General features: G+C 70.7%; 13 protein-coding genes and 2 pseudogenes. 10 read left to right on the top strand and 5 right to left on the bottom strand.

The features are described from left to right. Positions 1 to 235 precede the first annotated feature (235 nt). The 5 genes and pseudogenes from LPA41_RS22835 to LPA41_RS22860 all read left to right on the top strand — a co-directional run. Positions 236 to 3,265 carry an FtsX-like permease family protein gene (locus LPA41_RS22835; RefSeq protein WP_229072787.1) on the top strand — a complete coding sequence of 1,010 codons (3,030 nt, stop codon included), beginning with the start codon at positions 236 to 238 and terminating at the stop codon, positions 3,263 to 3,265. After that, on the top strand, positions 3,262 to 5,913 hold the full coding sequence (locus LPA41_RS22840; RefSeq protein ID WP_229072788.1) for an FtsX-like permease family protein: 2,652 nt from the start codon (positions 3,262 to 3,264) through the stop codon (positions 5,911 to 5,913). Before LPA41_RS22835 ends, LPA41_RS22840 begins: the two co-directional genes overlap by 4 nt. Then, entirely contained in the window at positions 5,910 to 6,848 is a 939-nt protein-coding gene (locus LPA41_RS22845; RefSeq protein ID WP_229072789.1) for an ABC transporter ATP-binding protein, read from the top strand. The genes LPA41_RS22840 and LPA41_RS22845 overlap by 4 nt, the downstream gene beginning before the upstream one ends. Then, on the top strand, positions 6,848 to 7,516 hold the full coding sequence (locus LPA41_RS22850) for an ABC transporter ATP-binding protein (RefSeq protein WP_229072790.1): 669 nt from the start codon (positions 6,848 to 6,850) through the stop codon (positions 7,514 to 7,516). Before LPA41_RS22845 ends, LPA41_RS22850 begins: the two co-directional genes overlap by 1 nt. Positions 7,517 to 7,893: 377 nt before the next feature. Beyond that, a pseudogene (locus LPA41_RS22860) lies at positions 7,894 to 8,226 on the top strand (NADAR family protein); the annotation flags it as partial. Positions 8,227 to 8,329: 103 nt separating this feature from the next. On the opposite strand, the gene LPA41_RS22865 reads toward LPA41_RS22860, so the two are convergent. The 4 genes from LPA41_RS22865 to LPA41_RS22880 all read right to left on the bottom strand — a co-directional run bounded on the left by LPA41_RS22865 (position 8,330) and on the right by LPA41_RS22880 (position 13,495). After that, positions 8,330 to 9,238 carry a carbohydrate ABC transporter permease gene (locus tag LPA41_RS22865; RefSeq protein WP_229072791.1) on the bottom strand — a complete coding sequence of 303 codons (909 nt, stop codon included), beginning with the start codon at positions 9,236 to 9,238 and terminating at the stop codon, positions 8,330 to 8,332. Beyond that, on the bottom strand, positions 9,238 to 10,176 hold the full coding sequence (locus tag LPA41_RS22870) for a carbohydrate ABC transporter permease (RefSeq protein ID WP_229072805.1): 939 nt from the start codon (positions 10,174 to 10,176) through the stop codon (positions 9,238 to 9,240). The genes LPA41_RS22865 and LPA41_RS22870 overlap by 1 nt, the downstream gene beginning before the upstream one ends. 162 nt (positions 10,177 to 10,338) lie before the next feature. Further along, entirely contained in the window at positions 10,339 to 11,706 is a 1,368-nt protein-coding gene (locus LPA41_RS22875; RefSeq protein WP_229072792.1) for an ABC transporter substrate-binding protein, read from the bottom strand. A 424-nt stretch (positions 11,707 to 12,130) separates the two neighbouring features. Continuing rightward, positions 12,131 to 13,495: a UDP-glucose/GDP-mannose dehydrogenase family protein gene (locus LPA41_RS22880; protein ID WP_229072793.1), complete on the bottom strand. Its 1,365-nt coding sequence runs from the start codon at positions 13,493 to 13,495 to the stop codon at positions 12,131 to 12,133. 559 nt (positions 13,496 to 14,054) lie between these two features. Here LPA41_RS22880 and LPA41_RS22885 point away from each other — a divergent pair. The 3 genes from LPA41_RS22885 to LPA41_RS22895 all read left to right on the top strand — a co-directional run bounded on the left by LPA41_RS22885 (position 14,055) and on the right by LPA41_RS22895 (position 19,613). Next, the gene (locus LPA41_RS22885) at positions 14,055 to 16,973 is read left to right on the top strand and encodes a glycoside hydrolase family 48 protein (protein ID WP_229072806.1); all 2,919 of its coding nucleotides are present in this window, start codon (positions 14,055 to 14,057) and stop codon (positions 16,971 to 16,973) included. Between the two features lie 17 nt (positions 16,974 to 16,990). Beyond that, positions 16,991 to 18,109, top strand: a complete 1,119-nt coding sequence (locus tag LPA41_RS22890; RefSeq protein WP_229072794.1) for a lytic polysaccharide monooxygenase — start codon at positions 16,991 to 16,993, stop codon at positions 18,107 to 18,109. Positions 18,110 to 18,332: 223 nt separating this feature from the next. Next, positions 18,333 to 19,613 carry an SGNH/GDSL hydrolase family protein gene (locus tag LPA41_RS22895; protein ID WP_229072795.1) on the top strand — a complete coding sequence of 427 codons (1,281 nt, stop codon included), beginning with the start codon at positions 18,333 to 18,335 and terminating at the stop codon, positions 19,611 to 19,613. 474 nt (positions 19,614 to 20,087) lie between these two features. Here LPA41_RS22895 and LPA41_RS22900 read toward each other — a convergent pair whose 3' ends face one another. Next, positions 20,088 to 20,711, bottom strand: a complete 624-nt coding sequence (locus tag LPA41_RS22900; protein WP_229072796.1) for an L-threonylcarbamoyladenylate synthase — start codon at positions 20,709 to 20,711, stop codon at positions 20,088 to 20,090. 23 nt (positions 20,712 to 20,734) lie between these two features. Here LPA41_RS22900 and LPA41_RS22905 point away from each other — a divergent pair, with 23 nt between their 5' ends. Both LPA41_RS22905 and LPA41_RS22910 read left to right on the top strand, forming a co-directional pair. After that, positions 20,735 to 21,181 carry an NUDIX hydrolase gene (locus tag LPA41_RS22905; protein ID WP_229072797.1) on the top strand — a complete coding sequence of 149 codons (447 nt, stop codon included), beginning with the start codon at positions 20,735 to 20,737 and terminating at the stop codon, positions 21,179 to 21,181. Positions 21,182 to 23,227: 2,046 nt separating this feature from the next. Then, positions 23,228 to 23,420 (top strand): annotated as a pseudogene (locus tag LPA41_RS22910) (NADH-quinone oxidoreductase subunit C); the annotation flags it as partial.

The following is a 23,420-nucleotide window of genomic DNA, read 5'->3' on the forward strand; positions in this document are numbered from 1 at the left end:
GCGAAGCCCGTGACACGTGGCCGGCCGCAGGTCCGCGGTGCGCTGTGGGTTGCGCGTCGGTGGAGGGTGGCCGGTCGGACGTTGCGGTGCGCGCGGCAATTCGTGCGTCGGCGATGTGCGGCCCGGTCGGGGAGCGCGGCTGTCGGGATCCGTGTCGCGCGGGAGGGGCCTGTGGGGCAGACCGACTCGCTTCCCATATGGCAAGATCCGTGCCCATGCTTGTCCCCGGTCGCCCATGGCGCTGATCGTCCGGCGGGCCGCAGCCGCGAAAGGCCTGCTGGCCGCCGGCGCGGCCGTCATGTTCATCGCTGCTCTGCTGCTTGCCGGCCTTACCGCTTATGCGGGTGCCGCCGTTGAGGCCGGTGTCCGTGCCGCTGTGGCGGCGGCCGCCCCGGCCGAACGGTCCGTGCTGGTGCGCGGCGCTGCCGGGGAGGGGCGGGACGAGGCCGTGCGGGTGGCGTACGCCGGTTCCGAGGTCAGCGGTGCGTCCTACGCCTCCGGGTGGGCGATCACGAACCCGGGCGGCGGTGCGACCCCGGATGCGAACGGGGTCGTCTACGCCGATGTGGTCGCCGTCGATGAGTTGCGGCGGTACGCCGACCTGACGGCCGGGGCGTGGCCGGCCGGTGCCGGTGCCGCACTCGCCGAACCTGTCGCGAAGGTGCTCGGGGTGACGGCCGGGGACACCGTGCGGTTGCTCGACCGGCGCACCGAGGAAATCGTGCCGGTCGAGGTGGCGGGGCTGTGGCGGCCGAAGGACGTGAACGACCCGTTCTGGCTGTTGCTGCCGGACGTCTTCTCCGGGCGGTTGCCGCAGACCGCCACCCACGGCCCCATCGTGGTGTCCCGCGAGGTGTTCGAGAAGCGGTTCGCCACGGGTGCTTCGGCGGGCTGGCTGGTGCGGCCGGACCTGTCCGGGGCGACGCTCGACAGCGTCGCCCGTACGTCCGAAGAAGCCGCCGCCGTCGCCGCCCGCCTGCCGGAGGAGTCCGGGCTTGGCACGTCCGCCACCATCACCACCGGCCTGTCCACCCTCGCCGACCGGTTGGAGCGCGCCGACCTGGTGCGCCGCTCCGCCCTCGTCACACCGGTGTTGTTGCTCGCCGTCCTCGGCGGGTACGCCCTCACCCTGGTAGCGGTGCTGCTCGGCGAGGCCCGCCGTGCCGAGACGGCGCTGCTGCGCGCCCGGGGCGCGTCGCGCCGGCAGCTGGCCGGACTGGCCGCCGCCGAGGCGTTCGTGCTGGTGATCCCGGCGGCGCTGCTCGCTCCGCCGCTCGCGGTGTTCCTCGTCGGGCACGTCCCGATCCCCGGCGGTCTGTCCCGGGAGACGATCCCCGGCGGTCTGTCCCGGGAGACGATCCCCGGCGGTCTGTCCCCGGAAACGATCTCCGGCGGGCTGTCCTCGGGGACGATGCCGCTGGAGCCGGCGCTGACGGCCTCGGTGTGGCTGATCGCGGCGCTGGCGGCGCTCGGCGGCGTGGTCGCGTTGACGGTGCCGGCGTTGCGCAAGGCCCGCACGTACGTGGCCGAGACGGCCGGCCGGGCCCGGTTGTCGATGTTCCGCCGGGCGGGCCTGGACCTGGTCGTGGTGGCGCTCGCGGTGCTCGGCTGGGTGCAGTTGCGGCAGTATTCGTCGCCGGTGGGTGCCGGGGTCGGCGGCGTGGATCCGCTGCTCGCGGCGGCGCCGACGCTGGGGGTGCTGACGGGCGCGGTGGCGGCGATCCGGTTGTTGCCGCCGGTGGCGCGGTTCGCCGGTTCCCGGCTGGGCCGCGGGGTCAGCCGGTCGGCGTTGCTGGGCACGTGGCAGGCGGGCCGCCGGGCGCATGCCGGGCCGATGGTGATGCTGGCGCTCGCGGTGGCCGCCGCCACGGTGTCCTGGGCGGTGGCGGGCACGGCCCGCACGTCGCTCGACGATCAGGCGGAGCAGCAGGTCGGCGCGGATCTGCGGGTGGTCGAGGAGGGTGGCGCCCCGGACGACCGGTTGGCGCAGCTGACCGCGTTGCCGGGCGCGACCGCGGTGGTCGGGGCGTGGCGGGAGTCGATCCCGTTGACCGCGGGCAGTGACCCGGCGGAGCTTGTCGCGCTCGACACGTCGGCGGCCCGGGAGGTGATGCTGGCCCGCGAGGACGCCACGGGGGGCGCACCGCGCGAGTTGCTGGACGCGATGGCCCGGGGCCGTGCGTCGCGGATGCCGGAGCGGGTTCTGCGGCCCGGGCAGATCACCACGTCGGGTGGCCCGGTGCGGACGATCGCGGTGTTCACCGACGGCCGCCGGCTGGATCTGGGTGTCAGCACCGACGGCAGGCCGCTGCGGATCACCGGGTCGGTGCCGGGTCTGGCGGGTTTCCTGGTGCTGGTGCCGGCCGACACCGAGGTCACTTGGCGGATCACCGGTCAGCCGGGTGACTGGCACGGGATCTCCCGCCGGGGCGCCGCCGTGTCCGCCGAGGACGACGGCACGCTGCGGGTGACGGGCGGTTTCGCGGTCACCCCGCTGGTGTTGCGGGAGCCGGTGCCGGTGGCGATGACGTCGCACGCGTTCACCGAGCTCAACGCGAGCACCGACCGGACGGTCTTCCTGGCGGTGCAGGGCGTGAGTGTCCCGGTGCGGGTGGTCGAGGTGGTCGACCGGGTGCCCGGCACGGCCGGGGGAGCGGCGGTGCTGGCGGACCGGCCGGCGCTGGACGCCGCCTTGTTCACCGCGTACGGCATCGCGCCGCGCACGTCCGAGTGGTGGGTCAGCGGCAACCCGTCGGGCACGGCGTCGCTGACCGGTGTCCGGGTTCTCGACCGCCGCGAGCTGGCCCGTGCCGCCGCCGCGGACCCGTTCGGCGCGGTGTCCCGGGTGGCGTTGTTCCTGGCCGCGTTCGGTGCGGTCCTGCTCGCGGCCGCCGGTATCGCCGCCGATTCCCGGGCCACCGCCGGCCGCCGTGCCGGTGAGCTGGCGATCATGCACACGCTCGGCGCCGGCCCGCGTCTGCTGGCCCGGTCCCTCGTCGTCGAGCAGGCGTTCCTGGCGGGGATCGGCGCGCTGGCCGGTCTCGTGGTGGGTCTGCTGGTGGCGGCGGCGATGGTTCCGCTGCTGGTGCTCACCCCGACGGCGGTGCGGCCGGTGCCGGAACCGGTTCTGGAGATCGGCTGGCCGGCGACCGCGGGGAGTGTGGCGTTGCTGGTCGGTGTCGCGCTGGCGTTGAGCGCGGCGACCGCGGCCTCGGCGGCGCGCCGGCTGCCTGCCGCGCGGCTGCGCCTGGGAGCAGATCGATGATCATGAGCAGAGTACGGGCTTTCGCCGCCCAGCTGAGCCTTCTCGCGGCCCTTGTCGCGCTCGCCACGTTCCTGTCCACCGGGCCGGGCCGGTTCGCCAACGGCACCACCGACGACGGTCTGCGCGCCGACGTGGCGAAGCTGGCCGACAGTTCCCGGGACGTCACGTTCAGCCTGATCCGCGACTTCGTCACCGGCCCGGGCGACGCACCGGACGAGGCGGGCCGGCTGGCGGAGATCCGGGCCGCCCTGCCCGCCCCGCTGCCGGAACTCGTCGAGACCGGCTGGTTCATCGATCAGGTCGGTCCGGAGAACGCGGCGGTCGGCGGCGTGTACCTCAAGAACTGCCCGACCCTGGTCGCGGTTCGCCGGCAGACCGGCACCGACGAGGCCACCAGACTGGTCGAGGGGCGCCGGCCGGCGTCCACGGCGACGACGGCCGAGGCGATGGTCGGCAGCGACGAGGCGAAGGCTCTCGGCATCGAGCTGGGTGACCGGGTCACGCTCAACGCGCTGTCCGGTTCGACCACCGTGACGGTGGTCGGGCGCTACGAGCCGGTCGACGCGGCAGCGCCGATCTGGGCCGACATGAAGCTGGCCCGGGTGGCGTGCCCGTCCGCCGACGAGGACACCCGGTATCGCGCCACCCTGCTCACCGATGTGGCCGGTGCCGCGCTCGCCAAGTTCGAGACCGTCCAGGTCAAGCAGAGCTGGCGGTACCGGCTGGACGCGCAACGTCTCACCGCGGACCGGCTCACCGCGCTCACCGCCGCGGTCGCCGAGGCGCGCCGGCACCCGCCGGAGCAGACCGCCCTGCGCAGCGCGGTGGACACCACCCTCGCCGAGTTCGACCGGCGGCTGCGGTCGGTCCAGTCGGTGCTCGGCGTGGTCCGGACCGGTATCCTCGCCACCGTGGCCGGGCTGATCCTGCTCGCCGCGCGCCTGGCCGCCGACCGGCGCCGCAACGAGTACGCGCTGATCCGCGCCCGCGGCGGCTCGGTCGGCGCGATCGGCGGCCGGGCTCTCGCCGAGACCCTGGTCGTGGTTCTGCCCGCAGCGGTGGCCGGCTGGCTGGCCGGTGCCGCTGTCCCGGGCCGGCCGGATCCACAGGAGTGGCTGCTGGTCGCCGGGTTCGCGCTGCTCGGGCTGCTGGCGCCGGCCGCTCTCGCGGCCGCCGGCGCCCGCCGTCCCGACTTCACCGGTCACCGGCAGGACCTGGCCGCGAGCCGGCCGTCGCCACGCCGGATCACCGCCGAGCTGTTCGTGATCGCGCTGGCCGCCGGTGGCGCCTACCTGGTGCGGCTGCGCGGCATCGACGCGGGCGCGGGCGTCGACCCGTACCTCGTCGCGGTGCCCGTCCTGCTGGCCGTCGCCGCCTCCCTGATCGCGCTGCGCGTCGTGCCGTTCCCGCTGCGCCTGGCCGGGCGCCTGGCCGGCCGGGCCCGGGGTGCGGTCGCCTTCCTCGGTCTCGCCGGAGCCGGCCGGGGCGCCGCGCTGCGGTCGTGGCCGCTCAGCGTCCTGGTCGTCGCGATCGCCACCGGCATCTTCACCGGAACCGTCGCCACCACCGTCGGGCACGGCCGCGACCGGGCCGCCGACCTGACCGTCCCCGCCGACGCCGTGGTCACCGGCTTCTCGTTCGCCGTCGACACCCCGGCCCGGGTCGCCGAACTGGACGGCGTCGACCGGGCCACCCCGCTGCTGCTGGTCTCGGCGGCCGAGGTCCGCAGCGACGCCAATCCGCTGATCGCCCAGGTCCAGGCCATGGTGGTGGACGCCGCCGCGGCCGGCCTCGACCTGCCTGCCGCACTCTCCACGGCCGGTCCCGCCGACGTGGTCCCGGTGGTGGCCTCGCCCAACCTGGCCGAGCGGATCGGGAGCGGCGGCCGGGTCGACATCCAGGGCCGCCGGTACGCCTTCCGGATCGCCGCCGTCCGCGACATGGTGCCCGGGCTCGGCACCGCCGTCCGCGAGTTCCTGGTCGTGCCCAGCCAGGCCCTGCGGATCCCGGACTTCCAGCCGCTGGTCCCGAACCGGATCCTGCTCGACGGCAGCGGCTGGGACGCCACCGAGGTCCGCCGGGTCGCCGACGACGGGCAGCGGGCGCAGACCCTCAAGGCCACCGGCCAGCAGGTCGACGACGCGTTCCAACTGAACATGCCGGCGACCGTCACCACCCGGGCGGACTACCGGGCGGGCCTCGACGAGCGCGGCGTGGACGGGGTGCTGAGCTTCACGTTCACCGCCGGGCTGGCCGCGTCGGCCGCGCTGGCCCTGCTCGCCGTCGCGCTCACCGTGCTCGCCGGGGCGCCGGCCCGCGGCCGGACCCTGTCGCGCCTGCGCACCCTCGGGATGTCGGGTGGTCAGGGGCGCCGGCTGCTGGTGTTCGAACTCGTACCCCTGCTGGGTGTCGCCGTTCTCGCCGGTGCGCTTGCCGGCGCGGCCCTGCCCGCGCTCATCGCGCCCGCGCTCGGTCTCGACGACTTCACCGCCGGGGTGCCCGCCGAGCTCAGCGCCGACCCGATCCTCGCCGCCGGGGTGCTCGCGGTCACGGTCCTCGCCGTGGTCGCCGCGCTCGTCGTCGAGGACGTCGCCAACCGCCGCCTGCGCCTCGGCACGGTGCTGCGGCTCGGAGAGGAACAGTCATGAGTCTTGCCGATCTGGAGTCGCGCGCGGCGGAACGGGCGGCCGCCAGGGCCGGTGGCAAGGACCGGCTCAGCGGGCACATCGTCTGCGACGGCCTGGTCCGCATCTTCCGTACCGAGGGCGTCGAGGTGGTCGCCCTGCAGGGCCTGGATCTGGTGGTGGACCGCGGTGAGCTGCTCGCGGTGGTCGGCGCGTCCGGCTCCGGCAAGTCGACGATGCTCAACATCCTGTCCGGTCTCGACGAGCCGACCGCCGGGGTGGCGCGGGTCGCCGGCTACGACCTGCTCGGCATGTCCGCGAAGAAGCGGCTGGAGTACCGCCGCAAGGTCGTCGGGTTCGTCTGGCAGCAGACGGCGCGCAACCTGCTGCCGTACCTTTCGGCCCGGGAGAACGTCGAATTGCCGATGCGGCTGGCCGGCGGCCGCGCGAAGAACCGTGCCCTGGACCTGCTGGGCATGGTGGGGCTGGCCGACATGGCGGGCCGCCGGCCGGACCAGATGAGCGGGGGTGAGCAGCAGCGTTGTGCGGTCGCGGTGGCGCTCGCCAACGATCCCGAGGTGCTCTTCGCCGACGAGCCCACCGGCGAACTCGACGAGGCCACCGCCGACGAGGTCTTCGGCGCCCTGCGGACGGTCAACGCCGAGCTGGGCGTCACGGTGGTGGTGGTGACGCACGACATGAACGTGGCCGGGCAGGTGCGGCGCGCGGTCGCGATCCGCGACGGGAAGACCGCTTCGGAGGTACGCCGATCGGCGCGCATCACGGCCGACGGCACCGAGGAGCACGTGAGCGAGGAGTACGCGGTGCTGGACCGCGCCGGCCGTCTGCAGCTGCCGACGGCGTTCGTGGAGGCGCTCAGCCTGCGCGACCGGGTCCGGCTGAACCTGGAACCGGATCACGTGGAGGTCCGCCCGGGCAACGAGGGGGCAGCCCAGTGATGAGCGTCGTCGAGGTGTCCGGGCTCGGCCGCGACTACGGTTCCGGTGACCGGGTGGTGCACGCGCTGCGGGACGTGTCGTTCTCGGTCGCCAAGGGTGAGCTCGTCGCGGTCCGGGGCCGGTCCGGCGCGGGCAAGACGACGCTGCTCAACCTGATCGGCGGCCTGGACCGGCCGGACCACGGGACGATCGCGGTGGCCGGGCGCCCGGTCACCGGCGCCGGCGAGCAGGAGTTGCTGGAGCTGCGCCGGGACGTGATCGGGTTCGTGTTCCAGTCGTTCGGCCTGATCCCCATCCTGACGGCCGCCGAGAACGTCAGCATCCCGATGCGGCTGACCCGCCGCCGACCGTCCGAGCGCGACGAGCGGGTGGCGGTGCTGCTGGAACTGGTCGGGCTCGGTGGGCAGGCGGCGCAGCGGCCCGGTGAGCTCTCCGGCGGCCAGCAGCAGCGGGTGGCGGTGGCGCGTGCCCTGGCCAACGACCCGGAACTGCTGATCGCCGACGAGCCGACCGGTCAGCTCGACTCCGACACCGGCCGGGCGATCATGGATCTGCTGCGGGCCGTGGTGGACGCGCGGGGGATGACGGCGCTCGTCGCGACGCACGACCCGGCGCTCATCGACCGGGCCGACCGGGTGCTCACCTTGCGCGACGGGCGCCTGGCCTGAGCCGGCTCATCCCGGACCTGATCGACTGTGCGGACTGTGTCCTGCCCGACGACGCCGGGTTGCGGCCCGGCGTCAGTGCCGGCACCCCGGTCTCGGCCCGGATCGCGGCGGCGGACGCGTTCGTGTTCGTCACACCGGAGTACAACCACAGCTACCCGGCCGGGCTCAAACGGCTCATCGACTGGCACCTACCAGGAGTGGATGTTCAAGCCCGCCACGGTCGTCTCCTACGGCGTGCGGGGCGGGCTGCTCGCCACCGAGCATCTGCGCGGCGTCTTCGCCGAGCTCAACGTGGTCACCACGCGTCGGGTGATCGGGCTGCGGCAGCCCTGGAACGATCTCGGCCCGGCCGGGTACACCGCGCCGGCCGACGTTCCGAGGCGAGTGCTGCGAAGATCCTGGCCGCCCGGCATCCGGCGCAGGCGAAGGACCTGGGCCGCGGCGTGGCCGGCTTCGACGACGAGGTGTGGGCGCGGGAGCGGTTCGCCGTCGTCACGGACGCCAGCCTCGCGAAGTTCTCGGCGCATCCGGACCTGCGGGACTACCTGGTGCGTACCGGTGACCGGGTGCTCGTCGAGGCCAGCCCGCTCGACCGGGTCTGGGGCATCGGCCTGGCCGCCGCCGATCCCCGCGCCGCCGATCCGGCGTCCTGGCGCGGACTGAACCTGCTCGGCTTCGCCCTGATGGCCGCCCGCTCCCGGTTGCGCTGACCCCCGGCTGCCTGCTCCCGGTTGCGCTGACCTCCGGCGCCGCGGGTACGACGAAGGCCGCGCCCCGGTGTGGGACGCGGCCTTCGCCGGTGATGCCGGTAAATCAGCCCTTGACGCTACCGGCGAGGAGGCCTCGCACGAAGTAGCGCTGGAGCAGCAGGAACACCGTCACCGGGACGATGATCGAGACGAAGGCGCCGGCGGAGAGCAGGTGCCAGGCGGTGCCTCGGGTGCCGCTCAGGTTGGACAGCTGGACGGTCAGCGGGGAGATCTCCGGCGAGCCGGCGAACGTGAGGCTGATCAGCAGGTCGTTCCACACCCAGAGGAACTGGAAGATGCCGAACGCGGCAAGTGCCGGTGTCAGCAGCGGCAGCAGCACCCGGAAGAAGATCGCCACGTGACCGGCGCCGTCCATCCGGGCGGCCTCGATCAGGCTGGACGGCACTTCTTTGATGAAGTTGTGCAGGATGTAGATCGCCAGCGGCAGCGCGAACGCCGAGTGCGAGAGCCACAGCGTCCAGAACGTGTTCGCGATCCCCATGTCGACGTAGAGCGACAGCAGCGGGATCAGCGTGACCTGCAGCGGCACGATCTGAAGGGCGAAGATCGTGATGAACAGGATGTTCTTGCCGGGGAAGTTCATCCACGCGAACGCGTACGCCGCGAGCGACGCCAGGCAGAGCGGAATGATCACCGCGGGCAGGGCGATGACGATCGAGTTCAGGAAGAAGTCGGCCAGGTTGATGCTGTCCGGGTCGAAGACTGCCTTGTAGTTCTCGAACGTGACCTTCGGATCCGAGAAGAACGTCCACCAGCCGGTCGTCTTGATCGCCCGCTCCGGCCGGAACGAGGAGATCAGCAGGCCGAACGTCGGCAGCGTCCAGAGGATCGCGATGACGACCGCGACGAGGGAGGCCCACGGCGAGGTGAGCTTCTTCTTCGCCTTCGCGGCCGCGGAGACGTCGCCCGGCTTCACCGGGGGCGTGGTGGTTACTGGGGTCGCGGTGCTCATCACGCCTCCGAACGGCGAAGCTGCCGGATGTTGTACACGACGATCGGGATCACGAGGACGAACAGCACGACAGCGAGCGCGGCGCCCAGACCCTGGTTGGCGCTGCGGAAGCTCTGGCTGTAGAACTCGTTGGCGATCACGCTCGTGTCGAAGCGGCCACCGGTCATCGTCTGCACGATGTCGAAGACCTTGAGCGTGCCGATCGCGATGGTGGTCAGCACGACGATGACGGCCGGGCGGATCGCGGGCAGCGTCACGAAGCGGAACATGCCCCACGGCGTGACGCCGTCGAGGCGCGCGGCCTCGATGATGTCGTCCGGGATCGCCTTGATGGCCGCGGAGAGCAGCGTCATCGCGAAGCCGGCCTGGATCCAGATCATCACGAAGATCAGCAGGAAGGTGTTCAGCGGCGAGTCGATCAGCAGCTGGACCGGCTCGCCACCGAGCCAGACGATGATCTGGTTGACCAGACCGATCTGCTTCACATTGCCCTGGTCGGGGCGGTACTCGTACATGAACTTCCAGATCACCGACGCCGCGACGAAGGAGATCGACATCGGCAGGAAGATCAGCGCCTTGGCGAACGACTCGATCCGGGCCTTGTCGACCAGGATCGCGTAGAGCAGGCCGACGCCGGTCGCGACGAACGGGGTCAGCAGCACCCAGAACGCCGTGTTCCGGAGCACGATGAGCTGCTCCGCGTCGGTGAAGATGGTCTTGTAGTTGTCGATCCCGATGAACGCATCACCTGCGGCGTTGAAGAACGACTCGTAGATGGTGCGAAGACCGGGGTAGAGAAGGCCCACGCTGAGCATCAGCACGACGGGGGCCAGGTAGAGGTAGGCGACCGTACGGTCGCCGCGCCGGCCGGTGAAGCGACCGGCGATGAACAGGATCACGCCGACGACGGCGACGAACAACAGGATCGCCGCGAACATCTGTAGAAGCTTGTCGGCAGTGGTGGAGGCGGTGGTGAACACGCGGCCCGTTCCTCCCTGGGCGGATGACCAAGCTGAGAAGAGTAGTGAAATGCGGATGGAGCGAGAGAGCTAGGGCCGGTCGGGCAAAACCCGACCGGCCCCGGTGGTTCAGTTATCTCACTACTGCGGCCAGGCCTTCTCGATGTTGTCGAGAGTGGTCTTGGTGTCCTGGCCGGTGATCCAGCTCGTGGTCTGCTTCCAGAACGCGTTCGAGCCGACCGCGCCCGGCATCAGGTCCGAGGCGTCGAAGCGGAACGTCGCGTTCGGGTCGAGCAGAATCGTCGCCGACAGCTTGTCGATCGGGTTGGTCAGGTTGTTGGGGTCGAGACCCTTGTTGGCGCTGACCCAGCCCGAGGAGAGCTTGGCCTTGGTGTTCGCCCAGACGTCGCTCGAGAGGTACGTCTGGAAGGCCTTGACCTCCGGACGGTCCGCGAAGGAGACGACGAACTCGCCGCCACCCAGGACCGGCTTGTCGGTGGCGTCCTTGCCCGGCAGGTAGAACGCGAAGACGTCGCCGTCCTCAGCGACCTTCGTGTCCTTCGAGAAGTTCGCCGCGTAGAAGCTCGCCTGGCGGTGCAGGGAGCAGGTGCCCTCGAGGATCGGCAGACCGGCGTCCTGGAACGTGGTGCTGGCGATGCTCTTGACGTCGCCGAGGCCGCCGTTCACGTAGGCGTCGTTCTTGAGGTAGCCGCCGACGGCGTCGAGAGCCGCGGTGGCCTCCGGGCCGTTGAACGGGATCTCGTGGCTGACCCACTTGTCGTACGCTTCCGGCCCGTTGAGCCGGAGCATCATGTCCTCCATCCAGTCGGTGAGCGGCCAACCGGTGGCCTCACCGCTGGAGATGCCGGCGCACCACGGCTTCTTGCCGTCCGCCACCATCTTGTCCGTGAGGGCCTTCAGCTCGTCGAGCGTGGTGGGGACCGTGTAGCCCTTCTCGGTGAACTCCGCCGGGGAGTACCACACCAGGGACTTCACGTTGGCACCCAGCGGCGCGGCGTAGAACTTGCCGTTGACCGTGCCGTAGGCCTTCCAGTCCTCACCGAAGAACTTGTCGACGTTGGCAGCCGTCTCGGCCGGGGCCTCGACCGCCTTGCCGGTGTCGACGAGCTGCTTGAGCAGACCCGGCTGGGGCACGAAGGCGAGGTCCGGCGGGTTGCCGGCCTTCGCGCGCACCAGGATCTGGGTCTCGAAGGCCTTGTCGCCCTCGTACTTGATGGTGGCGCCGGTGCAGTCCTCGAAAGGCTTGTAGGACTCCTTGTGCGGGGTGTCCTCCGGGGTCACGATGCCCGTGTAGATCGTGACCGTCTTGCCCTTGAGGTCGCCGAACGCCGTGTAAGGCGCGCAGTCGATGGCTGCCGCTTCATTGTCGGTGGTTCCGCTGTCGCCGCTGTCGCTGTCGCCGCACGCGGTCAGGCTGAACGCCAGACCGACGCTGAGGGCACCGGCGATCGCGACCCGGGACCGCGAACTCCCACGTTGACCGAACATACCGCTCCCTATGTCATATAGCGCCTCCGGCGTCATGCTGACGCCGCCGTCCGAAGCGCTTCTTGACCAACAGTCAAGAGGTAACCAGCAAGTTGCGCAATGATTTCGTCGTGATCGAGTCGGTAACGATATCGCTGCGACACCTCGGCACCTTAACCGGTTAAGAAGATTGGCGGAAGAGCCTATCTCCCGGCGATGGCTTCGGGGCGATTTACCCTGATATTTACACCGTCAAACCAAGCATTCGCTGGCAAAACCCGGTTTTGCTGCTGGTGTTCACTGCCGGTGAACGACGAGTCGAGCGGATCCGTCAACCGGCGGCTTGTTCAGACAAGTCCGGTAGTTCAGGAACAAAGGAACCCGTCGTGGCGGCCACGACGGGTTCCCGATGTTCCGATGCCGGCTCGCGACGGCCGGGCGGAGGTCAGCCGGCGACGGCCAGGTACCGGTAGCCGAGCCGGCGCATCCGGTCGGCGTCCAGCACGTGCCGGCCGTCCAGCACGATCGGCGTGCGCATCAGCCCGACGAACTTCGACCAGTCCAGCTCCAGGTACTGGGCCCACTCGGTCACCAGCACGACCGCGTCGCAGTCGGCGAACAGCTCGTCGATGGTCGAGGTGAGGTACGCCGCGAGCTCCGGCTGCTCGGTGCGGAACCGCTCGCTCGCCACCGGGTCGTGCAGCTTCACCCGGGCGCCCCGGGCGATCAGCGAGTTCGCGATGTCCAGGGCCGGCGCGTCCCGCAGGTCGTCGGTGTTCGGCTTGAACGCCAGCCCGAGCAGACCGATCTTGCGGCCCTTGAGGATCCGCAGCTCGTCCTGGAGGCGCTCCACCGCGATCGCCCGCTGCCGCTGGTTGACGTCGCGCGCGGCCTTCACGATCGGCATCTCGAGGTTGTACTCCCCGGCGGTGGCGATCAGGGCCTTGGTGTCCTTGCCGAAGCAGGAGCCGCCCCAGCCGACGCCCGGCTGCAGGAACCGGGAGCCGATCCGCTGGTCCAGACCCATGCCGCGGGCCACCTCGGTGATGTCGGCGCCGACCTTCGCGGCCAGCTGGCCGATCTCGTTCGCATAGCTGATCTTCAGGGCGAGGAACGCGTTCGCCGCGTACTTGATCAGCTCGGCGGAGGCGAGGTCGGTGGAGACCAGCGGCACCGCGTTGACGTCCTCGGGACGGGTCAGGAAGGCGGGCGGCGTGAACGTCTGGTTGATGATCGGCCGGTAGAGGCGGTTGAGGACCTCGAGGCTGCGCGGGTTGTCCGAGCCGATGACGATCCGGTCCGGGTAGAGGGTGTCGGCGATGGCGTTGCCCTCGCGGAGGAACTCCGGGTTCGACGCGACCGCGAACTCGACACCGGCCGGCCGGTCGGCGCGCTGCTCGAAGGAGTCGCGCAGGATCGCGTCCACCCAGTTGCCGCTGCCGATCGGGACCGTCGACTTGTTCACCACGACGGTGAAGTCGTTGTTCAGAGCCTGTGCCACGCTCTCCGCCGCGCTGCGCAGGTAACGCAGGTCGGGGCTGCCGTCGTCGGCCGACGGGGTCTGCACCGCGACGAAGACCACATCGGCGCCGGGAACGGCGTCGGCGTAGGAAGTCGTGAACGTGAGGTTCGGCGCGGCCTCGGCGAGGAGCTCCTCCATGCCGGGCTCGTAGATCGGGCAGCGACCCGCGGTCAGCATGTCCACCTTCGCCTGGTCGAGATCGACGCAGGTGACCTCGTGTCCCAGGAAGGCGAGGCTGACACCGGTGGTCAGGCCGACATAGCCGGTACCGACAACGCAAACCTTCATGCAATCTCCTCCGCCGCTACGCCGGCCCAGGAGCGCGCTGCGTACTGCTTACGCCGCGTCATTGGGCCGCGGCCTGCCGATCCGGCGGACCGGCCGGCGTCCTGTGCGGGGCCGGCCTGCGTGTTCCGCCGAATGATACACAGGTAATTCTCCTGCGTTTTGTCCATGGATGGCGCTTTCCTCCTGGCCGATGAGTGGACCCGGAACGGGGGAGTTCCCCGTTGTTCGCGCACTCAACCGAAGCGCGTCACCGGTGCCCGTGCGGCCGTCGCGGACCGTGATCGCGGGTGGCGCTGCGTAGTCGTGTTTGGCGCGATGTCAACGTCGCGTTTCCGGCTCTTGACACGGCGATGACAAAGGGCCGACGCTGCTGGGAGCGCTCCCACATGAACGTCCATCAATGGAAGGTGCCTATGCGCAGGTCCCCCGGCGGCACCACCGGTACCACCCACCCCGCTCCGTCCCCGATCACCTGCTCCACGACCCCGTGAGCCCGCCCGGACGGCGTCCGCGGCCCGCGCTGCGGACGTCACCCGGGCGGCGGAAAGGAACACCCGTGATCAGACCCCCAGGTCATCGCCTGCGCCGCAGGCTGGCCGTCACCGGCGCCGCCGTCCTCGGCGCCGGTGCGATCCTCGTGGCCGGCGCACCGGCGTACGCCGCCGCCGGCTGCACCGTCGTCTACAAGGTGCAGAGCCAGTGGACCGGCGGCTTCACCGGCGACATCCAGATCAAGAACACCGGTGACCCGCTGACCAGCTGGAAACTGGAGTTCGACTTCCCGGACGCCAACCAGAAGGCCACCCAGGGCTGGAGCGGCGTCTACAGCCAGTCCGCCCGGCACGTGACCGTGAACAACGCCGCCTGGAACGGCAGCCTCGCCACGAACGCCACCGTCGGCACCGGCTTCAACGGCACGTTCACGTCGGCCAACCCGGTGCCTGCTGCGTTCACGCTCAACGGCACCGCGTGCAACCAGAGCTCCGCCGCGCCGACCGTGCAGATCACCAGCCCGGCCGCGAACACCCGCTACACCGCACCGGCGTCGATCCCGATCGCGGCGACCGCGGCCGCGGCGAGCGGGCAGACCGTCAGCCGGGTCGAGTTCTACCACGACGGCCTGCTGCTGGGCTCGGACACGAGCGCGCCGTACACGTACACCTGGAACGGGGTGCCCGCCCAGGCGGCGGCGTACCGCGTGCAGGCCGTTGCCTACGACAGTGCCGGTGTCAAGTCCAGCACCGCCGACGTGCCCGTCTTCGTCGACGCGGCCACCACCCCGGCGATCGTCGCCGACGCCACCTCGCTGTCCATCTCGCCCGGCGCCAGCGGCTCGTTCAAGCTGGCCCTGAGCAAGGCGCCGGCGGCGAACGTGAGCGTCGCGGTGGCCCGGACCGCCGGCACCACCGCGGTGACCGCGACCCCGGCGACCCTCACCTTCACGCCGTCGAACTGGAACACCGGTCAGGCCGTCACGGTCGCGGCCGCGTCGTCGGCGACCGCCGGCTCCACGGCGACCATCGCGGCGACGGCCAGCGGGCACACCGCGGCGCAGCTCGGCGTCACGGTGGTCGAGGAAGGCTCGGTCGACGCCCGGTTCACGCAGCTCTACAACGACCTGAAGAACCCGGCCAACGGGTACTTCAGTCCCGAGGGCGTGCCCTACCACTCGATCGAGACGCTGATCAACGAGGCGCCCGACCACGGCCACGAGACGACGAGTGAGGCGTTCAGCTACTGGCTGTGGCTGGAGGCCGAGCACGGGCAGGTCAGCGGCGACTGGGCGCCGTTCAACAACGCCTGGGCGACGATGGAGAAGTACATCATCCCGTCGCACGCCGACCAGCCGACCAACGCCAACTACAACCCGCAGAAGCCGGCGACGTACGCGGCCGAGTACCCGCAGCCGTCGCAGTACCCGTCCCAGCTCGACCAGGGCGTGTCCGTCGGCACCGACCCGCTGGCCGCCGAGCTGAAGTCGGCGTACGGCACCGACGACATCTACGGCATGCACTGGCTGCTCGACGTCGACAACACGTACGGCTTCGGGCACTGCGGCGACGGCACCAGCCGGGTCGTCTACATCAACACGTTCCAGCGCGGCCCGCAGGAGTCCGTCTTCGAGACCGTGCCGCAGCCGTCCTGCGACACGTTCGCGCACGGCGGCCCGAACGGCTACCTCGACCTGTTCACCAAGGACGCGTCGTACGCCAAGCAGTGGAAGTACACCAACGCGCCGGACGCGGACGCCCGTGCCGTGCAGGTGGCGTACTGGGCGTACACCTGGGCCACCGAGCAGGGCAAGGCGTCGCAGATCTCGGACGCCGTGGCGAAGGCCGCCAAGATGGGCGACTACCTGCGCTACTCGCTGTACGACAAGTACTTCAAGCAGCCCGGATGCGCGTCCACCAGCTGCCCGGCGGGCACCGGCAAGAACGCGTCGAGCAACCTGATGTCCTGGTACTACGCCTGGGGCGGCGCCTACGACACCAGCGCCGGCTGGGCGTGGCGGATCGGCTCCAGCACCAGCCACTTCGGGTACCAGAACCCGATGGCCGCGCACATCCTGTCCAACGTCGGGGCGTTCGCGCCGAAGTCACCGACCGCGAAGGCCGACTGGCAGGCCAGCCTGGACCGGCAGCTCGAGTTCTACCAGTGGTTGCAGTCCGACGAGGGCGCCATCGCCGGTGGCGCGACGAACAGCTGGAACGGCAACTACTCGGCCCGGCCGGCGGGGACGCCGACCTTCTACGGCCTGGCCTACGTCGAGGCCCCGGTGTACGAGGACCCGCCGTCCAACCGCTGGTTCGGCATGCAGACCTGGTCGCTGGAGCGGCTGGCCGAGTACTACTACGTCACCGGCAACGCCAAGGCCAAGGCGGTGCTCGACAAGTGGGTGCCGTGGGCGCTCGCGAACACCACCATCGAGGCGGACAGCTTCCGGATCCCGGCCGAGATGGAGTGGACCGGCGCGCCGAACACCTGGAACGCGTCGAACCCGCAGCCGAACACGAACCTGCACGTCGAGGTCACCGCGCACGGTGAGGACCTCGGCATCGCCGGCTCGTTCGCCAAACTGCTCACCTACTACGCCGCGAAGTCCGGCAACGCGCAGGCCAAGACGGCGGCCAAGGGGCTGCTCGACGCGATCTGGGCGTACAAGGACGACAAGGGTGTCTCGGTGACCGAGACCCGCGCGGACTACAACCGGATGGACGACACCTACAACGCCTCCACCGGCCAGGGGGTCTACGTCCCGCCGGGCTGGCGCGGCGAGATGCCGAACGGCGACGTCATCCAGCCGGGCGTCTCCTTCCTGGACATCCGCTCCTTCTACCGCAGCGACCCCGAGTTCGGGAAGGTCGACGCGTACCTGAAGGGCGGCCCGGCACCGACGTTCAACTACCACCGATTCTGGGCTCAGGTCGACGTGGCCACCGGCTACGCGGACTACGCCCGGCTGTTCCCGGAGGGCTGATCATGAAACTCCTCAGAATGGCGGCTGTGGCCCTGTTCGCCGCGGCCGCCGGCATCCTCGCGGTGCAGAGCCCGGCACAGGCCCACGGCGCCATCCAGGTGCCCGGCAGCCGGACCTGGTTCTGCTACCAGGACGGCCGCAACCCGCAGACCGGGGCGATCGAGCCGAAGAACGCCGCCTGCGCCGCAGCGGTGGCGCAGAGCGGGGTCAGCTCGCTCTACAACTGGTTCGCGGTGCTCCGGTCCGACGGGGCCGGCCGGGTCAACGGCTTCATCCCGGACGGCCAGCTGTGCAGCGGCGGTACCGGTGGCCCGTACAACTTCAGCGGTTTCAACCTGGCCCGCAACGACTGGCCGCAGACCCACCTGACCGCCGGCGCGAACGTCCAGTTCAAGTACAACAACTGGGCCAAGCACCCCGGCACGTTCTCGCTCTACATCACCAAGGACGGGTACGACCCGACGAAGCCGCTGGCCTGGAACGACCTCGAGCCGACGCCGTTCGACCAGGTCACGAACCCGCCCGCGAACGGTGGGCCGGGCACCGACGCCGGGCACTACTACTGGAACGGCCGGCTGCCCGCGGGCAAGTCCGGCAAGCACCTGATCTACTCGGTGTGGTCGCGCTCGGACAGCCAGGAGACGTTCTACGGCTGCTCGGACGTGGTCTTCGACGGCGGCAACGGCGAGGTCACCGGCATCGGCAACGGGGGCGGCCAGTCGCCGTCGCCGTCCACGCCGGTCTCGCCCTCGCCGTCGGTGCCGACCTCGCCGTCGGCCTCGCCCTCGACCTCGCCCTCGGCCTCCGTTTCGCCTTCGCAGAACCCCGGCGGTGGCAGCGGTTGCACCGCGATGTACTCGGTCACCTCCGCGTGGAGCGGCGGCTTCCAGGGTGAGGTGATGGTGCACGCCGGTGCCACCGCGGTGAACGGCTGGAAGGTCTCCTGGACCTTCCCCGGCAACCAGACGATGGCGCAGGCGTGGAGTGGCAAGGGCACGTCGACCGGTTCGCTGGCCACGGTCAGCAACGAGAGCTGGAACGCGACGGTCCCCGCGAACGGGCACACCACCTTCGGGTTCCTCGCCTCGGGCGCGGCCGCGCCTCAGGTGCAGAACCTCACCTGCACCACCGGCTGAGTGATGGCCGCCCGGCGGTGTGCGTACCCTCGCACCGCCGGGCGGCGTCGTCTCCGCTCCGCCTGGGTGGCGCCTTGTCCGCTTGGCCGGGCGGCACCTTCTCCGCCCGCCGGGTGGCGGTAACCCGTCAGACGGCTTGACGGTGCCGGAGCTGATTGCCTAACTTACCGGGATAAAGCGGAAAAAGTTTCTCCTCGAGTCGTCGCGCTCCGGCGGCGAGGACGTGCCCGACCGGCTCCGGCGGACACTCCTCAACCGGGCAACCACACGCCGCGCCCTGCTGCTGGGTGGCACCGGCGCGGCCGTGCTCGCGGCCACGCCCGGCACGGCGGGGCAGCGCAACCCCGTGCTGCGGGTGCCGAACCGGGTCGGGACCTGGGCCGCGCCGGTCACCGCGCAAGCGCCCCGGACGCTGTTCACCCTCGCCGACCACACGGTACGACAGGTGATCCACACCAGCGTCGGCGGCGACCAGCCCCGGGTGCGGTTGAGCAACGAGTTCGGGGCCACACCCGTACCCCTGGGCGCCGTGCACCTGGCCCTGCGCGCCGGCACCGGCGCCAGCAGCGCGATCATTCCCGGCACCGACCGGCCGCTGACCTTCGCCGGCCGCCCGGAAGCGGTCATCCCGGCCGGCGGCACCCTGATCAGCGACGCCGCCGACCTGATCGTCCCGGCCGGCAGCGACCTGGTGATCAGCCTGTACCTGCCGGAGCGCACCGAAATCGCCACCGTGACGGCGCGAGCGCTGCAGACGAACCGCCTGGTCCCCGGCAACCGCGTCGCCGAGACCGACGTCGACGGCAAGGCTTTCGGGCGCTACATCTTCCTCGCCGGCGTCGACGTCCGGGCCCGCCGCTCCACCACCGCGATCGTCGCATTCGGCGACTCGATCACCTGCGGCGTGCACAGCCAGGAGAACGCCAACCACCGCTGGCCCGACCTGTTCGCCGCACGGCTGCGCGGCGAAGGCCTCGACTACGGCGTGCTCAACGTCGGCATCAGCGGAAACCGCGTCCTCACCGGGCCGGCCGGCCGCACCGGCAAGGTCGGCGGCAACGCCTTCGCCGGGGAGTCGGGCCTGCGCCGCTTCGACCGCGACGTGCTGGCCCAGCCCGGCGCCAGCCACGTCATCGTGCTGCACGGCGTGAACGACCTCGGCCGCAAACCCTCCGCCGACGTCCGCGAGCTGATCGACGGCCACCGCGAACTCATCGCCCGAGGCCACGCCGCCGGACTGAAAATGATCGGCGGAACGATGCTGCCGTTCGCCGGTTTCGCCCATTTCGACAACGCCCGCAACCGCAAGGGCCGCGACACCTTCAACGCCTGGCTCCGCGACGCGCGCGAATACGACGCCATCATCGACTTCGACCGCGCCCTGCGCGACCCGGCAGCCCCGCACCGGCTCGCCGCCGCCTACGACAGCGGCGACCACCTGCATCCGGACGACCGGGGGATGGCGGCCCTGGCCGCGGCGGTGCCCCTGGACCTCTTCCCCTGACAAGCACGGGTACGCGAGCCCGCCCGCCCTCGCCGCGGCATCGCCCCGGCCCCGCTGCCGGCGTCGCCCGCACCCGGCGCCTGCTCACACTGCGCCTCGGCGTCCGGGCCTCGGCTTTCCCGCCTGCCCTCGCGCCTTGGCTTTCGCGCCACCCGGGCCTTCGCTTTTCGCCCCGTGCCTTGCTTTGGCCCCGTACCTTGCTGGCCCTCTGCCTTGCTGGCCCTCTGCCTTGCTGGCCCTCTGCCTTGCTGGCCCTCTGCCTTGCTGGCCCTCTGCCTTGCTGGCCCTCTGCCTTGCTGGCCCTCTGCCTTGCTGGGCCTTCTGCCTTGCTGGCCTCCTGCCTTGCTTTGGCCCCGTGCCTCGCTTTTTGCGCCGTCGCTCGCTTTTGCGCCGCTCCAGTCTTCGCCCTGGCCCTCGCCCTGGCCCTCTCCCCGGCCCCTTGGCCCGCGCGGGATTTGTCAGGGTTTGTGCGCTTCAATCGCCGAATCGAGTCGGGTCGCCCGCGCCGACCCGCAGGATCTCCGGTGTGCCGCCCGACAGATCCACCACCGTGGTCGGTTCGGTGCTGCATTCGCCGGAGTCGACGACCGCGTCCAGGCTGTGATCCAGTGCTTCCTTGATCTCCCACCCCTGCGTCATCGGCTCCGTCTCGCCGGGCAGCAGCAGCGTGCTGGAGACGAGGGGCTCACCGAGTTCGGCGAGGATGGCCTGTGCGGTGGTGTGGCCGGTGATCCGTACACCCACGGTCTTCTTCTTGGGGTGCAGCAGCCGCCGCGGCACCTCTTTGGTGGCGGGCAGAATGAACGTGTACGGCCCCGGCGTCGACGCCTTCACCGCCCGGAACACCGCGTTGTTGATCTGCACGAACTGGCCGAGCTGCGCGAAATCGTGACACATCAGCGTGAAATGGTGCCGGTCGTCGAGGTGCCGGATCGCCCGGATCCGGTCCAGCCCGTCCTTGTTGCCCATCCGGCAGCCGAGCGCGAAACACGAGTCCGTGGGGTAGGCGATCAGCCCGTCACCGCGGATCACGTCGACGATCTGGTGAATGCTGCGCGCCTGCGGATTGTCCGGGTGCACGTCAAAGTACTTGGCCACTCCTGACAGCTTAGGGTCCGATCATGGACAGCGTGTACCGCCCGGCCGTACGGATCGTGTGCTTCGACGCGGATCACCGCATCCTGCTGCTGCACTGGGCGGACCCGACCAACGGCAGTCGCCTGTGGGAACCACCCGGCGGCGGCATCGACCCCGGCGAGACCCCACTGGAAGCAGCCCGCCGCGAACTGCTGGAAGAGACCGGCCTGAACCCCGAAGCAATCCGCCCCGACTTCCTGGACGTCCACCGCGACACCATCTGGAAGGGCCGCCGTTTCACCGGCCCCGAACAGTTCTTCACAGCCTCCTACGATTCGTCCGCGCCGGCGGTGGGCAGGGAGGGTCTACTGCCGTACGAAAAGCGCGACCTGATAGAACACGCCTGGGTTCCCATTCCCGAAATAGCGGCATTACCGGACCGCCTGGAGCCCCCCAACCTGGTAGAAATAGTAACCACTTTCCACCCCTGACCCGGCAGCCACACAACAATTCCCGATCCCTCTGCAAAAGGGCATCCCCACTCGATCGCTACCCAAGCAAGCCCAGCCGCCGTCCACCCCTTCAAGCGATTGCCGCAGACAACCGCCCCGGTGCCATCGCCATGCGATCCCAGGCTGCTGCCCCGCTCCATGGCCTAACCGCCCGATCACACGACGCGATCCGGTGAGGTGTCACGTCCGTTTCGCCGGGAGGGAGGCGCTCGGCTGGCAGGCCATCTCACATCGCCCGACGGTGCCGGCCCGTTTCGTCCCCCCGCCGCGTGCGGTGTTGCCGATAAGTCGAGGATGAGGCTGGAAGATCGCGTGGATGCGATCGCCCGAGCCGGCACAGCCCGAGCCGGCACAGCGCGAGCCGGCACAGCCCGAGCCGGCACAGCCCGAGCCGGCACAGCCCGAGCCGACGCGGCCACGGGGTGACACCGTGCCGCTAATCCGAACTGAGCGGGCTGTGCCGATCGTGTTGAGGTCGGTGGCTTCGTAGCGACGCATGATCGATGTGCGCCCGAACGCATCAAGGACGGCGTGCCCGCCGCTGCCCGCCGACTCCCGGCGGCCGGTTCTGGCTGGTCGAACGCCGTGGCTGCTCCGCGCGGTGCCGGTGACCCGCTGTTTGCGGCAGTCCTGGGCCGTGCGGCTTTGCGCCGCGGGCGATCAGTGGACGCTGCAAGCATGTAGAAGCCAACCCTGTTCTCGGTCCGGAGCTGGATGGTGGCCGGCTCGTCGGCAGAATCGGCTTCAGGAGCGGATGAGCAGGTCGACGTTCTGAGCTTGGTGGCGCCCGGCCAGCTACTGAGGATGACCGGCATGCGTCTGGCTGATCTGCCTGCTGTCGCGCCGGCTGCCATGTCTGGTGCGACGACAGCGCGATGCTCGGCTGGAGCGCCTGACTTACCTGTGGCGCGGTGCTCGGTCCGGGAGTCTCGTTTGCCTGTCGCGCGATGCTGGGCGGGAGCGCTTGGTTTATCTGCAGCACATCGTTCGGCGGAAGAGATTGGTCCATTTCCGGCGCCAGGCTTACCAGGGGAAACTGGTCCCTCGACAACATCAGGGATGTCCGTCCAGCTGACCGCTGCGGGCCTCGGGCGGCGACATTTCGGGCGTGGTGGCGGCGAAGCGGTGGGCTTGCTCGGGGCCAGCGTCTCCGAAGCGACGGCGGTCGGCCTGGGCGTCGAGGGAGCGGAGGTGTCCGGCTCGCGGAGAGTCGCGGCTGTCTTGCGGGAGGCGGGTGGGCTCGCCGGTGGGGGAGTGCGCGGGTTTTCGGTGCCGGTGGTGACTTCGGGATGACGCCGCCTCGACTGCTTGATCGACTGCCGCAGCCAGTCTCCTAGCGCGCCCGTCGGCGGAGGGGCGGCACCGGCCGCTTGCGACCGGCGCACCTTGGTGGTGTGCCGTTGCAGCAGGCCCCAATCACGGCGGTGTTGCTGCGCGCGGCGGAATTCATCGTGAGCAGTGGATTGGCGGCGGGGCGCAGTGCGGTCACGCATCCCGGCAATTTGTGCCGAGGTGAACAACTGTAACTGCGCCATAAATCCATTATCCCGCGCCACTCCATTGGCAACCACAATGGATCATGCCAATCTCGACGCCTTGATTGCTCAGCGAAATATCAGGAATACAAATGGAGTGCGCTGCCCGATGCGGGCGTCGGACAATCGTGATTAACTGGGGGAGGAGGAACCTCGCGATCCCGTGCAGCAGGGGAATGCTGCCGCGAGCGTAGTGCGGCGCGAGCGGTTCTGATGTAAAGAACCGGAACCGGCAAGGCTTCCCGGATGAAAGCTGCGCCGGCAATTGGGGCGAAGTGCGGCGGCGACCGGCATGCGCCGGCGCCTACAGCAGACGCAAGCGGTGGCGACCGGCCCGGATGATGGCGGCGGAGGCTGAGCGGTGGCGGCTGGTCCGGGTGGTGGCGGAGGCTGAGTGGTGGCGGCTGGCCCAGGTAGTGGCGCCGGAGGCTGAGCGGTGGCGGCGGAGGCTGAGCGGCGACACCCGGCACGAGTGGCGCCAGCAGCTCAAATGAGCACGGCAACCGGCGCGAGTGGCGCCAGCAGCGCACACGAGCTGCGGCGACCGGCCCGACCGGCGGCGACCGGCCCGACCGGCGGCGACCGGCCCGACCGGCGGCGACCGGCCCGACCGGCGGCGACCGGCCCGACCGGCGGCGACCGGCCCGACCGGCGGCGACCGGCCCGACCGGCGGCGACCGGCC

This window comes from Actinoplanes sp. DH11, assembly GCF_020873875.1.
In the GTDB taxonomy this organism is placed as follows: domain Bacteria; phylum Actinomycetota; class Actinomycetes; order Mycobacteriales; family Micromonosporaceae; genus Actinoplanes.

What these genes read in the sequence shown, in the direction of transcription:
- LPA41_RS22835 (WP_229072787.1), top strand. Translation starts at nt 236, where the DNA reads ATGGCGCTGATCGTCCGGCGGGCCGCAGCCGCGAAAGGCCTGCTGGCC.
- LPA41_RS22840 (WP_229072788.1), top strand. Translation starts at nt 3,262, where the DNA reads ATGATCATGAGCAGAGTACGGGCTTTCGCCGCCCAGCTGAGCCTTCTC.
- LPA41_RS22845 (WP_229072789.1), top strand. Translation starts at nt 5,910, where the DNA reads ATGAGTCTTGCCGATCTGGAGTCGCGCGCGGCGGAACGGGCGGCCGCC.
- LPA41_RS22850 (WP_229072790.1), top strand. Translation starts at nt 6,848, where the DNA reads ATGAGCGTCGTCGAGGTGTCCGGGCTCGGCCGCGACTACGGTTCCGGT.
- LPA41_RS22865 (WP_229072791.1), bottom strand. Translation starts at nt 9,238, where the DNA reads ATGAGCACCGCGACCCCAGTAACCACCACGCCCCCGGTGAAGCCGGGC.
- LPA41_RS22870 (WP_229072805.1), bottom strand. Translation starts at nt 10,176, where the DNA reads ATGTTCGCGGCGATCCTGTTGTTCGTCGCCGTCGTCGGCGTGATCCTG.
- LPA41_RS22875 (WP_229072792.1), bottom strand. Translation starts at nt 11,706, where the DNA reads ATGTTCGGTCAACGTGGGAGTTCGCGGTCCCGGGTCGCGATCGCCGGT.
- LPA41_RS22880 (WP_229072793.1), bottom strand. Translation starts at nt 13,495, where the DNA reads ATGAAGGTTTGCGTTGTCGGTACCGGCTATGTCGGCCTGACCACCGGT.
- LPA41_RS22890 (WP_229072794.1), top strand. Translation starts at nt 16,991, where the DNA reads ATGGCGGCTGTGGCCCTGTTCGCCGCGGCCGCCGGCATCCTCGCGGTG.
- LPA41_RS22905 (WP_229072797.1), top strand. Translation starts at nt 20,735, where the DNA reads ATGGACAGCGTGTACCGCCCGGCCGTACGGATCGTGTGCTTCGACGCG.